Source organism: Streptomyces sp. NBC_01426 (assembly GCF_036231985.1).
GTDB lineage: Bacteria > Actinomycetota > Actinomycetes > Streptomycetales > Streptomycetaceae > Streptomyces.
In genome coordinates this window covers 4,777,841-4,790,696 of sequence record NZ_CP109500.1, presented here as the reverse complement: position 1 = coordinate 4,790,696, position 12,856 = coordinate 4,777,841, and the positions used below count along the sequence as shown (strand labels likewise).

Sequence of the window (12,856 nt, the reverse complement as noted above, 5' to 3'; positions counted from 1 at the left end):
TCCGGGCCCCGCTGAACAGCGGAGGTTGTGCGGGTCAGGCGGCGATCTAAGGTGCGTCGGAGCAGGCGACGCACATGCCGAGCGAGGTCGGGATGCGGTATCCGGTGTCCCGCCGGCACTCCGGGCACACCTGCCTGGCGGCGTTCGCCTTGGCGAGCGCGGCCCACTTCGCTGGCGTCATCGGCCGGACCGGCTTCGCCCGGTCCAGGCGGTAGAGGTAGGCGACCCGGATGGGGCTCTTGCCGGTGCGCCGGTAGCGGCGCGAGTACCAGAGGACTTGTGCGGCGACCCCCTGCCCGCCGGGGCGCAAGCCGCGGGTGCGGAGCTGCCGGAAGGTGGCGTACTCCTCGGGGGCCATACGCCACGGGTAGGTGGGGATGCCGTACCGGGCGCCGGTCGGGTCGTAGAGACGGCCGGCCATCACGCGGCCTTGGTCTCAGGCTCGGCGGTCGGTTCGGCGCGTTCGGCCTTGAGCGTGTCGCGCAGCAGGCGGCCGTTGGCGGACGACGTACGGACCGCCTTGCGGATCGCCTCGGCGGTCAGCTCGGCGTCGGACCAGTTGGCCGTCACCGACCGGGCCTCGTCCAACAGCTCATCCGAATCACGCGTCGGTCGGGGGGAACGGGCCGACTTCGGTACCCGACCGGTCGCCCGACGCGGAGCCGACTCCACAGCCGCGACCGACTTCACCGGAGCCGACCGGGGATGCTCGACCGACTCGCCTACCGGAACCGACTCGGGCACCGCCACCGGCTCGATCACCGGCGTCGGGTCGGCCGACTCAAGGACGGGAAGTTCGACCATCTCGGGCAGGGTCTCGGGAGCCGACTCCCCCAGGTCAGACCCCAACCGATTTACGATGGTCTCTGTCATTTCATGCTGGTTTGTGCTGGTGATGAACATGGCGGCCAGGGCGGCGTCCGCACCGTGGGTGAGTCGGTCGCGCTGGACGTCCAGGAGTCGGGCGCCCAACGACGCGTCCCCCAACCCGACCTTGCGAGCCAGTCGCCACGACGTCTGGTCGGACCATTTCCGCACCCATGACCACGGGTGGTTCGCGGCACGGGCCCGGTGGTAGGCCAGGGCCCGCACCACGGTGGCCGCCTTGGCTTCGGCCTCGGCGTCGTGGCCGTCCTGGTGGACCACGATCCGCCGGGCGAGGAACGCCATGCCCTCCGCAGCGACACACATGCCCATCGGGGTCACGGCGTAGATGACGATGCGGCCCGGGTCATCGGCGGCCATGGCCGCCATGACCGACGCGGCAGCGGGCAGAGCCCACAGACCGATCCGGATGATCGCCGGAGAGGACTGCCCCAGCATCGTCAGTCCGAGAAGCACCAGGGCCAGAACCGCGGTCGCACCCTCACCGGCCGCCACCGCGCCCAGCGCCGTGCCCGAGCCGTAAGCGCGGCTGATGTTGCTGTAGGTACCGAAACCGCCGGCCACACCGGTGGCGAGCATCGGAACGAACGCGGCCGTCAGGACAACCTGCTGCGCCTTGGTCAGTGTGTTGCGGGTCGCCATCACGCCGCCTCCCCGCTGGTGCCCCGGCGGCCGTCGCGACGGCCGTTGACCGTGCCCACCTCGGGGACGGACAGCCGGTGCGCGATGCGCCAGCCTCCGCCGCGCTGCTTGGCCCGGTACATCTGCTCATCAGCCCGGCGCAGCAGGGTGGAGAGATCGCCGCTGCCGGTGCGGTGGTAGGCGGCTCCGATGGAGGCGCTCACCTCGATAGGGCGCCCGTCGAAGGGCACCGGCTGGGCCAGTCGGCCGGTCAGCATGAACAGGTCGACGCGCAGCTTGTCGATGCCGTAGCCGGGGATGAGGGCGGCGAACTCGTCCCCGCCCAGGCGCCCGGCGACGCCAGCGCGCTCTTCGGCCCACCGTGCCAGGCGGTGCCCGGTTTCGCGGATGACCGCGTCTCCGGCCGCGTGGCCAAGGGTGTCGTTGATCTCCTTGAACCGGTTGAGGTCCAGGACGAGAACGGCCCGCTGGCATTTCTGGGTCAGGCTCTTGCGGGCACGCTCCTCGAAGAGGTCCCGCGTCCACAGCCCGGTCAACGGGTCCCGGCGGGCGTCCTCGATCCGGCGCCGCATCCACAGGCTGTGAACCGACCAGCCGGACACGAGGGGAAGCGCCGCGGACAGCGCCGTCATGGTGTGGCTCATGCCGCACCCCCCGGCAGCGGGCGGTTGGTCAGGCCGGTCAGGTCGGCGATCTCGGCGCCCGTCAGAGCGTTCCGGGCGTCCATGGCGTGCGCGACGGCGGTGATCTCGTCCCACATCCGGTGCATCCGGGCGGCCGCCATGGCCTGCACGGCAGCCCAGGACTTGCCGCCCTCGGGTGCCTCGTACCGACCGAGCCGGCAGCCGTGGGAGGCGAGCACATCGATGGCCAGCTCACGGTCATGGTCCGCGACGCAGGCAACGGCCCGCTTCGGGGTCCACAGCCCCTGGATGCGGAGCCAGTGCAGGCTGGCCAGTTCACCGGCCGCGCACTCGGCAGCGAACTCCCACGCGTCCACGTCTCGCGCCTCGGCGTTGGTCCGGCCGGTGACCGCCCAACCGCCGTGCTGCTGCCAGGCGGTGATCTCGCTCACGACGACGTGCATGCCGCATGCCATCGACAGGACCGCATGCCCGGCCTCGTGAAAGGCCGTGAGCCGGCGGGTCTGTTCGTAGCTCAGCGCCAGGTCGACCACGGCGCGCGGGTTGCCCTTGTGGTCGAGAAGCTCTGCGTACTCGGGGGCCTGGTTCCTCATGCCGCAACCCCCGTCCGGGCGGAACGACCGGCGACGCGGGCAGAGCTGCGCAGGAACGGAACGGTGCGGGTGAGCGCGTCGGCGTAGAGCGCGTCCCACGCGGCGATCTCGTCACCGCCCGCACCCAAGGCGGCCAGTTCCGCGATGACCTCACGGGCGACCGCCTCACGGGCCGCACGCTCCTGCGCGGCCTCCGGGGTCAGCGGGCCCCGGAACAGGTCCCGATCCAACCCGAGGGGCAGTTCATCGAAGCCGAGTGCCAGTTCCTCCAACTCGGCGGGGTTCACGATCTGGTGATTACCGATGTACGAACGCATGCGGATCTCTCCTGATGAGCGAAGGGAACCCGGGACGCCTCGGTCCGTGGTGAGAGGCAGCGCCCCGGGGTGAAGCCCGGACTTCGCGGCTCCCTCCACCCCGCCCGTACGCGACGGGCGGGGGAGGCAACCGGCCGCAGCACTTTGGGCACTACGGAAGGAAGAGCGAGCCGTGCGAGCAGCGCCGGGCGCTGAAGCCCGGATATGTCTCGCAGGGCGGTTGATCGGTGACACGAGGGGAGCCAGCCGTACCGGTCCAGTACGGCCAGCGCCCGTGGATGTCGGTGGGCCACAAGGGCTCCAAGCCGGAGGGAACGAGGCTTCACCGGTGCGCCGTTGCCACGGCACTCCGGTCCCGAGCCTGGGAGTCGGGTGCGTCATCGTCACTGCTCTGACGCCAGCAGGGCGGCGCGTACCGGGTAGCACCCCGAGGGGTGTTCTCCAGAGCCAGCACGCAAGAGAAGGTGTTGCCGCCGACGACTTCCCGTCGCCACGGGGACGGGGATCACGCCCCATCTCGTTCCACTCGGACCCATCGACCACCCAGGAGCAGGCGGCTGGGTCGGCACGCTGTTCACTTCTCAACAGACAGACGCTTCCTTCAGACCCCTTTCGAGGGCCCTCCGGGCTGGGTATCGCGTGTTGGCTGGGCCAACGGGACTGTTCTAGCACGACTGACACAAGCAGCACAATAGGTTGTGTCAGTCGTGCCGGTTGAACTGAGGTAAGCCCGGTTAGCATCGACGGCATGACGCCCACTTCAGACGCTGCACGCCGCGTGAACGAGAAGATCGCGGACGACCTCCAGCGAGACATCGAGACAGGGAAGTACGAGCCCGGGACGAAACTGCCGGCCGTGCGAACGATCGCTGAGCGCTTCGGCGTGGCTCCTGGCACTGCCACGAAGGCGCTACAGCTACTCGCCCAACGGGGAGTGGTCCGCCCTGACTCGACGCGCGGCTACTTCGTGCGCGCTCAGCCGGAGCGGCAGGCGCAAACCGAGCCCAGCGCAGAGTTCACCGCGATCATGCAGCAGATCGAAACGATCCGCGCCCACCTGACGCGCCTCGACGAACGCCTTCAAGAGGTCGAGCAGGCGAGGAGGTCGGATTGACCGGCTGCACAACTCGCTCGACTCGTCTCGCCAGATCGCACATCTCGGCGGTCGTCTGCTCAAGAGCCGCCATCACCTGGACTCGCTCACAGATACTCAAAGCCACGGCCATACCTCCCCGTTGGCATTACAGAATGTCGCGCATCGGACGTTCACGACGCTATGGCGCACCCGCAGCTCGACCCCGGAAAATCCTTCCGGGGTCTCTTCGCGAACGGAGGCGAGGCTGAAGTCATGCGAGGAATGACGCAGCACCTGACGACCGGCGAACGCGTTGCTTGGTACCGCCACCGTCGAGGCTTGTCCCAAGAAGTCCTTGCCGGGCTGGTCGGCCGTACCGCCGACTGGCTGGGCAAAGCAGAGAACAACCGCATCGAACTGGATCGCCTCTCGGTGGTCCGAGCGCTCGCTCACGCCCTGGACGTCTCAATCGGGGACCTCATCGGGGAGCCGACCCTCATGGAGTGGTCGAAGGAGAGTGGCCGCGGCACGGTCCCCGCGCTGCGTAAAGCACTGATGGACTACCGGCTCCTCACCCCCCTTATCGGCGCGCAGGCCGACGGCCAGCCACCCACGCTCCTCGCCCTGAGATCCGACGTCGGCGAAGTGTGGGACGCCTATCAGGGGTCGCGCTACGGGTTCGCCGCGCGGCAGATCCCCCCGCTGCTCGCAGACGCACTGCTCGCGGTGCGCGCATACTCGGGAACTGAGCGAGAGGAAGCGAACGGGCTCCTGGCGATGACCTACCAGGGCGCCGCGATGGTGCTCGGCAAGCTCGGAGAGAACGAACTCGCTTGGATCGCAGCAGATCGCGGACTCGCCGCCGCACAGCAGAGCGGCGACCGTGTGATCACGGCATCGCTGTTCCGGTCCGTCACGCACTGCCTGCTGTCCACTGGGCGCTTCGAGACCGCCGTCCAGCTCGTGAACGACGCGGCCGGGTTCCTGGAGCCCGGCCTGAGCCAGGCCACCCCGGCGTACCTGTCCGTGTACGGCACGCTGTTCCTCACCGGGTCCATGGCGGCGGCCAGGGCTGAGGACCGGGCCACCACCCAAGCGTTCCTGCGGGAGGCCGAGACGATGGCCGCTCGGCTCGGATCCGACTCGAACCACATGTGGACCGCCTTCGGCCCGACCAACGTCGCCATTCACCGCGTAGCGACGGCTGGCGAACTCGGCGACATGCAGATCGCCGCGGAACTCGGCCCGACCGTGGACACGAGCGGCCTCCCAGTAGAGCGTCGCGTCCGACACAACTTGGAGGTAGCCCGCGCGCTCAGCGCCTGGAACCGTATAGACGACGCGCTCGCCATGGTTCTGGAAGCCGAACGAATCGCTCCCGAGCAGGTCCGGCACCACTACATGAGCCGCGAACTCGTCCTTGGCTGGGTCCGTGGAACCCGGGGGCGGCCGACGCAGCCGGTCGCCGACCTGGCCGACAGGCTCCGGGTGGCGTGACCTGGATAGGCTCGGCCACGTGAACGAGCACGAGGCAAAGATGGCGCACCCGAGGATGGCCTCGGGTGCGCTGTTCTTCGATGACCACGGCCAGGTCCTGCTGCTTGAGCCGACGTACAAGGACTACCGAGACATCCCAGGTGGCTATGTCGAGACTGGTGAGTCCCCCCTCCAAGCGTGCGCGCGCGAAGTACAGGAAGAGCTGGGCATCGCGCCGGCCATCGGGCGACTGCTCGCCGTGGACTGGGCCCCCAGTCCAGCCGAGGGAGACAAGGTCCTCTACATTTTCGACGGCGGCACCCTGAGCGCCGAGCTTGAGCAGGCGATCCAGCTGGAGACCGCCGAGATCCGGGCGTACGCCTACCACTCCCTCGCGGCAGTGGACGACCTCACCATCCCCAGGTTGGCGCGCCGCATCAGGGCTGCGGCAGCCGCTCGTAGCGAGGGGCGGGTCAGCTACCTGGAGCACGGACAAGAAGTCACGTCCCCGTAGACCCTGAACCCCGTGAATATCCGATCCGCCCGACACCCTCCCCCCGCTTCAGGTCCAGGCCATGGGCAATCTGCACGTTCCACCGTGGCGCGAGCACCCACTGTGGAAGCATGCCGTCATGTCTTGGCAATTGGCTCTGGATTACATCCGGGCACTGATATGGCCTGCCGTGGTTCTAACTCTCGGGGTCATGCTGCGAAGGCAACTGGCCAGCCTCTTCAATCGGGTTGAATCGCTGGAGACTCCACTCGGTACGGTGGCGTTCGACACACAGGCCGCCGCCATCGCCGATGAGACCGACGAGATCGCCAACAGTATCGAACAAGAAGTAGCTACCGCCGTAAGCGAAGGGCGACCTCTCGCCGACGAGGACGCCTCCGCCTTGCCGTCCACTCCGAGAGACGCTCCCATCGTCAGGGGTCATTACAGGGTAGATCCTGGCCCTGCCGACACTTTCACTGATCTGCTGAAACTTGCTGAGACGGAGACGACGGCTGCCATCCTGGGCGCCTGGCGTGAAGTGGAGATATCGATCCGGAAAGCCACCGTCGAGCGCGGTCTCTTCCATCCCCAGCCACGAGCACTAGCTTCGGAGGATGTCCTCTCTCCCGAGCTGTCTCGCTCCGCGAACGACCTACTGGAGCTCCGGAACAGAGTCGTCCATGAAGGCGATGTAATCCCCACAGTCAGCGGCGCTCGTTCCTACGTCACTGCCGCGAGACGCATCGTGGACGCCCTTGCACTGGCGAATAATCCGGCACTACAGCATCGCGATTACGAAGAGCAGGCAATCCGAGCCGTGAGCATGAACAGCTCCTATGTGAAGAGAAATGATGGTGACGTCGGATTCGATGCATACGGCGAAACCGAGGCAGGCGGGAGCTTCGCCGTAGAGGTCAAGCATCGCGGCAACAAGAGGCTGACCATGGAGGACGTCAAGAGGGTGGCGGATCGCCTACCGCAGCTTGGAATTGGGGTGCTGCTACTAACGAATGCGCCCCTGTCACAGGAGGTAAGGGATTTTAACGCATTGAGCGATACCTCCCGCCCTCGAATGGAAGTCGTTCAGTGGCGCGACTCCACAGACAACGACGTCCTCGCGCGGGCCATCGCCCGAGTCGCAGGCTAGTCCGCGGGGTCAGACTGACTGCGTACGACCGGGGCGCACCCTTTGGACACGGGCGGACGTAGGTGAGCGCCGGCACAGGTCAAAGCAACAGCTACGACTGACCGAACCCCTGAATTGCTGCGGCTCGACAGCAGGCAGGACAGCGGCGGGAAGCACAATGGCGCAACAGGCTGTTAGCTCACAGAGCCCGCCCACTCGAAGGCCATTTGCCTAGGCGCCCAGCATGGAAATCGAATGCATTACTAATATCGAGGGCGAGCATGGACAGCGAGAATACCTCACCTTCCATCGATTCCTCCTCTCGCCGCAGCGCATTCAAGAGCTCATCAAAGGCAGGCTTCTCGTCAAAGTGTTCCATGATGCGATAGATCGCACTCTCTAGAACCTCGAATGACGGCCCATTCAAATCGTCTCGCTGGTCAATTCGACCATGCGCCCGATAAAGCTCGCGCCACATTACGGTATAAGGGTGCACTTCTTCGACATCAGCAAGTACGGTCCAGGCTCCTTCTTCGATCCGCCACGCCAGCCGACGGCTGGATCTGCTTGCACGGCGACGGCCTCCCACGTTGACCATTCCTCGCAAACGAACGCTTCCACCCGATGCCTGCTGATGAAGGCGCGGGACCACACTCCAGTAGTCAAGAAGAAACGTGACGCGGCTATAGGGGTCTACCCTCACGGCAGATGTCGTGATCGCGTCGTCGGCACCATCTCCATCCCATGCGAACTTACGCGGAGAAATCGAGTACGACTTCCCCCCAACCCCCGAGACAGCCAATGTCGGACCATGGATCGTCACAGCCGTGCGACCTGGGTTCTCCACTACGAGCTGCGCAACTTCGATGTTTTGGGGGCGGAGCAGCCCAATGCCGCCCGGAGCTGGCATCTCGAATTTTCCGCTTTTATTCGTAGCGAGTTGGAATTTTGGCTCCAGAATCGCCGCGTTCAAGTGTACGCGAACACGCCCACCGTCAAGGACGTGTTTAGTTACCTGCCAAATCAAAGCGATCAGTGCGACGAGGAGACTCAGAATCGCTACCCCGAGCGCGACAACTGCTACCGGAAAGCCAAATATGAGGGAGGTCGAGGTCACGCCACATGCTAGCGCTCACCTCTCGCAGAGCGCCGACGTACCGAAGCGCCCTCTTGGGCCATCTCTGGGCCGAAGAGGGGCGCTCGTTGGCGGCCAACGCCCACAACTGGCGACAGCCCAGACGCTGGTCAGGGCGGCGGGGCGTCAGTTGTGGCTGAGCAGATCAAGCGAATCGCACGCATGCCACGGCCCGATCCGGTGTGATGGTCGGAGTCTTCGCTTCGGAAGGAGCCAATGCAGATGCCCATGTCTCACCAAGACATCCTGGTGCCGACGAGGAGCACCGAGGGTGTGTGGAACAAGCAGTGGCAGGTCCAGTGCCCGGCTTGCGGCATTCAGGAGATCGAGAGGGCCAACGACGGCGGGGACCATGAGTCTGTTGCCGTCCATCCGGACCGCGATGAGCGCGACAGTCCGCTGGGGACCCGCGGTGGCTACGTCCGCGTCGATCTCACCTGTGCGGCCGGCCATGGATTCGCCTTCATCATCGGCAACCACAAAGGTGCAGAGTTTGTAGGCGTCGTCCCACGACCTGTCAGGGATGAGTGACTATCTGCGTGACAACCTAGGAGCACGAGCGCGGACGTCTACGGGCGATCACGGACCCCCGGCCCAGTCCAGGGCGGTGGATTCGGTAGATCGCCCAACGACCCGGATTGTTTCGGGACGAAGAGGTCGCGGGTTCACACCAACGCTGCGTACCAACCCGTTGTGGCCGCAGCAGTCAGCCTGAAGGCGCGGGAATGGTGGCGGGAATCTTGCGTCTCCTGTCCAGTTCAGCCGTGCAGGCTGCGCACGCTGGGCCCGGAGAGCAGACTGCCCCGACACGGTCGGTACGGCTATCGGTGACGAGGGGTGGGGCACGTGGCGCGGCTGGAGTATCGGATCAACGGCGAGCACTTCCGTACACAGAAGGCGTTAAGGGAACGGGTGCGGGGGATCATCAACCCCTACCGCTACAACGAGGTGGTCGGCGAGGCAGACGAGGAGTTCCTGCGGGACCTCATCACTCTCCACCCGGACTACGAGGAGAAGGCAGGGGTGGGGGTCGGTGGGTTCGTAGTGGTGCGGACCGAGTGGAACAACCGCGGCCTGATGCTGGTCCGGATCGACGGCTCGGACATAGACATCTCTTGGGAAGAGTGCCTCAAGGCGACGTCTCACGCGCAGCAAGTGCGCGGGTGCCTGCGGCGGGCGGTCAAGGACCAGATCCTCGCAGTAGTCACGGAGGCGTTCGGGCAGGCGCTGGTCGTGTGCGCGGTCACGGGGGACAGCATCGCCTCGCCCCGTGAGGCGGATGTGGACCACTATCAGCCCGTGTTCGAGGAACTTGCCGCGAGCTTCATCCAGGAACATGGCGGCGCGGAGGCGTTCGTCATCGCCCCCGACAACGCGGCTGGCTTCTCCGTTGCGGAGCTGGAGAACGTCGTACTTGTCACGGACTGGCAGGAGTACCACCGCAAACACGCGAACCTGCGCATCGTCACCAAGCATGCCAACCGGTCCATCCTCCGCAGGAAGACCGGAGACGAGTGAGGACCGCCTGAAGCTGAAGGGTGCTACAGAAGGATGGGAGCGCCAGCTCGCCTCCGCGCCTTCCCGCACATTCGCGACCAGGTGCAAGGGCGAGAAGTCTGCGACCTTATACGCGGGGCTCTGTCGCGTCCGGTTTTGGCTGGCTACGCCGCGGGCTCGTGCCTGCGCCCGAACCTTCTCCTCGCTCCGTCTCAGTTTCCGTCTCGTTCATCGACGTACGCGCGCGTCCGGGAGCGTACGGGGAGCCCCTGACCGCCCTGTGTTCGCACGAGGATGAACGGCAGTGAACAACTACGGATCGAGCCCTGCCCAGCCAAGTCAATCCTGCAAAGCGAGTTACGCCGGTTCGATTCCGGTCACGGCTTCGCATGCGAAGGGCTGTCCGGGAACCTGGTTCCCGGACAGCCCTTCGTCATGGGCGCGACACCGCTCGCGCCCCGGGTCGGGCGGCCGTGCGCCGGGCGAGCACGGTGCTGACGGCCCCGCCGATGATCAGCACGCCCACCAGCCCCAGCCCGATCCATCCCACCGCGCCGCGGAGCCCGGCCACCCCGTCCGCCCCGGAGTCCGTCGACGGCTCACCGGCGCCGACCGTCATCGCCGCGGCCGCGGACACGAAGTCCGGCAGCGGGTACACGTCGGCCGGCCCGGGGGAACCGGGCGTGGACATCGCGATCCGGGGTCGGGCCACCCCGTACCCGATCCAGTCGTTGCGCACCGCACCGTCCACCGGAGCGCCGGAGGTGTGCAGCAGGACCCGGAGCACCTGGTTGTTGGTCCAGTCGGGGTGGGCGGACCAGAGCAGCGCCGCCGACGCGGAGGCGAGCGCGGTGGCCTCACCCGTCCCGTGGCTCTCGCAGTACCCGGCCTTGCCCCGGCAGTACGTGAGGATGTCGACGCCGGGCGCGGCCATGTCGACCTGGGGTCCCGTCAGGGATTCCGCGGTCGGCTCACCGTTCGGACCGACGGCGGCGACGCCCACCACGCCGGGCGTGGCCGCCGGATAGCGGGGCTCACCCGCCTTCTCGGCCGCGACGGCCGCCGGGGTCGTGCCGGCCGCCGGGGTCGTGCCGGTGGTCCCGCCCTCGCCCACGGCCGCGAAGACCAGCTTGCCCTTGGACAGCGCGTACTTCACCGCGTCGTCCCGCGCCGGGTCGGCCGTCGTCGTGGACATGGAGATGTTGACGACCTTCGCGTCCGAGTCCGCCGCGCGCCGGATCGCCGCCGCCCAGGACGACGCTCCCGGCGCGTCCTCGCGCGGCACCCTGATCGGAAGGATCCTCGCCCCCGGCGCGATCCCGGACAACCCTTCGCCGCCGGCGGCCCTGCCCGTACCGGCGATGATCGTCGCCATGGACGTACCGTGACCGTCCGGGTCCGCACGCTCGTCACCCGCAGCCTTGCCGGCCTTGCCTCCGGCGAGGTCCACGCCGGGCAGCACCTGCCCCTCCAGTTCGGGCGCGCGTCCCACCCCGCTGTCGATGACGGCCACCGTGACGCCCTTGCCCGTGCCGATCTTCCAGAAGTCGGCCGCCTTCATCGCGGTGAGATGCCACTGCCGCTCGCGCGGGGTCGCCGCCCCGGCCGGCGCGGCGGCGACCCCGACCACCAACAGCCCCGCGAGCACCGGACCGGCCGCACGCGAGAACCACCGGTGCTCCCCCGCGAGCACCGGACCGGCCGCACGCGAGAACCACCGGTGCTCCCCCGCGAGCACCGGACCCGCCCCGGGCAGGACCCGCCCACGCTCCCCCGCCAACCCCCTCAACGCCTCGCGCGCCGCACGACGACGGCCGCGACCGCCCCGCCGATCAGCATGCAGGCACCCAACCCCAACGCGAGCCACGGAAGCCCCCCGCCGGACCCCTCCGCCTCGGCCCGAGGAGCAGGCGCGGGCTTCGCCGACTCGGATGCCTTGGCCCCCGGCACCCCGGAAGGCTCCTTGACCGCCCCGGCGCCCGCGAGATCCGGCAACGGATACACATCGGCCGGCCCGGGATCCCCGGGCGTAGGCACGGCGATCCGGGGGCGGACGACGCCGTAGCCGATACCGTCATTGCGCTCGGCACCGTCGACGGGCTTACCGGCCGTGTTCAGCAGGACCCGGAGCACCTGGTTATTGGTCCAGTCGGGATGCAACGACCAGACGAGCGCGGCCGAGGCGGAAGCGAGGGCGGTGGCATCACTGGTGCCGTGGCTCTTACAGAGCCCTGTCTTGTCACTACAGGCCGAAACAATGTCGACACCGGGGGCGGTCATGTCGACCTGCGGCCCTCGCTGCGATTCCTTGGTCACAACACCCTTGGAGTCCACAGCGCCGACCCCAACTACACCCGGCGTGGCAGCCGGATAGTTGATCTCGTTGGTCGACGCCCCTTCATTACCGACTGAAGCAAAGATCAACTTTCCCTTCGATACGGCATACTTCACCGCTTCGGTTCGAGCGGGGTCATCTTTCGGCACACTCAGGGACATACTGATGATCTTGGCGTCCGAGTCAGCCGCGAATCGAATCGCCGCAGTCCAGGATGGGGTTTTCAGGTCAAACTCGTGCGGCACCCGAAGCGGAAGGATCTTGACCTCGGGAGCAAGACCCATTGCTCCGTCGCCACTCGGATGCTTTCCAGTGCCGGCAATGATCGAAGCCATGGAAGTGCCATGACCGTCGTAGTCCGCACGCTCGTCGCCCTCGGCTTGCCCCCCTGCAAAATCCCTGCCGGCCAGCACCTGGCCCTCCAACTCGGGAATGCGCGCCACACCACTGTCAATCACAGCGACCGTGACACCCGCGCCCTTGCTGAGCTTCCAGATCGCGTCGGCCTTCATGACATCGAGATGCCACTGCTGCTCACGAATGGTCTCCGCCTGGGCCGGGTTAGTGGCAACCCCAGCCAACAACAGGCCTACGAAAACCGAGGTCGCCCTACGCATGCGCATCCCGTGCAACGT

Annotated in this window: 14 protein-coding genes; 6 read left to right on the top strand and 8 right to left on the bottom strand. The window is 67.1% G+C overall.

The genetic code is table 11. The annotated features are described in order from the left end of the window. Positions 1 to 46 precede the first annotated feature (46 nt). The 5 genes from OG906_RS21200 to OG906_RS21180 are packed head-to-tail and all read right to left on the bottom strand — an operon-like array spanning position 47 to position 3,081. Complete coding sequence (locus OG906_RS21200; protein WP_329448086.1) at positions 47 to 421, bottom strand: RRQRL motif-containing zinc-binding protein; 375 nt, start codon at positions 419 to 421, stop codon at positions 47 to 49. After that, entirely contained in the window at positions 421 to 1,527 is a 1,107-nt protein-coding gene (locus OG906_RS21195; RefSeq protein ID WP_329444913.1) for a conjugal transfer protein, read from the bottom strand. The genes OG906_RS21200 and OG906_RS21195 overlap by 1 nt, the downstream gene beginning before the upstream one ends. Further along, positions 1,527 to 2,171 carry a GGDEF domain-containing protein gene (locus OG906_RS21190; protein ID WP_329444911.1) on the bottom strand — a complete coding sequence of 215 codons (645 nt, stop codon included), beginning with the start codon at positions 2,169 to 2,171 and terminating at the stop codon, positions 1,527 to 1,529. The genes OG906_RS21195 and OG906_RS21190 overlap by 1 nt, the downstream gene beginning before the upstream one ends. Then, positions 2,168 to 2,764: a hypothetical protein gene (locus OG906_RS21185; RefSeq protein WP_329444908.1), complete on the bottom strand. Its 597-nt coding sequence runs from the start codon at positions 2,762 to 2,764 to the stop codon at positions 2,168 to 2,170. The genes OG906_RS21190 and OG906_RS21185 overlap by 4 nt, the downstream gene beginning before the upstream one ends. Next, positions 2,761 to 3,081, bottom strand: coding sequence for a hypothetical protein (locus OG906_RS21180; protein ID WP_329444906.1), 321 nt, complete (start codon positions 3,079 to 3,081; stop codon positions 2,761 to 2,763). The genes OG906_RS21185 and OG906_RS21180 overlap by 4 nt, the downstream gene beginning before the upstream one ends. Before the next feature lie 778 nt (positions 3,082 to 3,859). Here OG906_RS21180 and OG906_RS21175 point away from each other — a divergent pair. From OG906_RS21175 to OG906_RS21160, 4 genes are all read left to right on the top strand, one after another. After that, the gene (locus OG906_RS21175) at positions 3,860 to 4,195 is read left to right on the top strand and encodes a winged helix-turn-helix domain-containing protein (protein ID WP_329444904.1); all 336 of its coding nucleotides are present in this window, start codon (positions 3,860 to 3,862) and stop codon (positions 4,193 to 4,195) included. Positions 4,196 to 4,438: 243 nt separating this feature from the next. Then, positions 4,439 to 5,653 (top strand): helix-turn-helix domain-containing protein, encoded by a 1,215-nt coding sequence (locus tag OG906_RS21170; protein ID WP_329444902.1) that lies wholly within the window; start codon positions 4,439 to 4,441, stop codon positions 5,651 to 5,653. 40 nt (positions 5,654 to 5,693) lie between these two features. Next, entirely contained in the window at positions 5,694 to 6,146 is a 453-nt protein-coding gene (locus OG906_RS21165) for an NUDIX hydrolase (RefSeq protein WP_329444900.1), read from the top strand. A gap of 256 nt (positions 6,147 to 6,402) precedes the next feature. Then, positions 6,403 to 7,275, top strand: a complete 873-nt coding sequence (locus OG906_RS21160; RefSeq protein WP_329444898.1) for a hypothetical protein — start codon at positions 6,403 to 6,405, stop codon at positions 7,273 to 7,275. 178 nt (positions 7,276 to 7,453) lie between these two features. Here OG906_RS21160 and OG906_RS21155 read toward each other — a convergent pair whose 3' ends face one another. Next, positions 7,454 to 8,371: a hypothetical protein gene (locus OG906_RS21155; protein WP_329444897.1), complete on the bottom strand. Its 918-nt coding sequence runs from the start codon at positions 8,369 to 8,371 to the stop codon at positions 7,454 to 7,456. A gap of 234 nt (positions 8,372 to 8,605) precedes the next feature. On the opposite strand from OG906_RS21155, the gene OG906_RS21150 reads away from it, so the two are divergent. Together OG906_RS21150 and OG906_RS21145 are read left to right on the top strand one after the other, a co-directional pair. Then, complete coding sequence (locus OG906_RS21150; protein ID WP_329444895.1) at positions 8,606 to 8,920, top strand: hypothetical protein; 315 nt, start codon at positions 8,606 to 8,608, stop codon at positions 8,918 to 8,920. A 315-nt stretch (positions 8,921 to 9,235) separates the two neighbouring features. Next, positions 9,236 to 9,907: a DUF3223 domain-containing protein gene (locus OG906_RS21145; RefSeq protein ID WP_329444894.1), complete on the top strand. Its 672-nt coding sequence runs from the start codon at positions 9,236 to 9,238 to the stop codon at positions 9,905 to 9,907. 412 nt (positions 9,908 to 10,319) lie between these two features. On the opposite strand, the gene OG906_RS21140 is transcribed toward OG906_RS21145, so the two are convergent. Next, positions 10,320 to 11,666 carry a S8 family serine peptidase gene (locus OG906_RS21140; RefSeq protein ID WP_329444892.1) on the bottom strand — a complete coding sequence of 449 codons (1,347 nt, stop codon included), beginning with the start codon at positions 11,664 to 11,666 and terminating at the stop codon, positions 10,320 to 10,322. 5 nt (positions 11,667 to 11,671) lie between these two features. Beyond that, positions 11,672 to 12,844, bottom strand: coding sequence for a type VII secretion-associated serine protease mycosin (mycP, locus tag OG906_RS21135; protein WP_329444890.1), 1,173 nt, complete (start codon positions 12,842 to 12,844; stop codon positions 11,672 to 11,674). Positions 12,845 to 12,856: the final 12 nt, after the last annotated feature.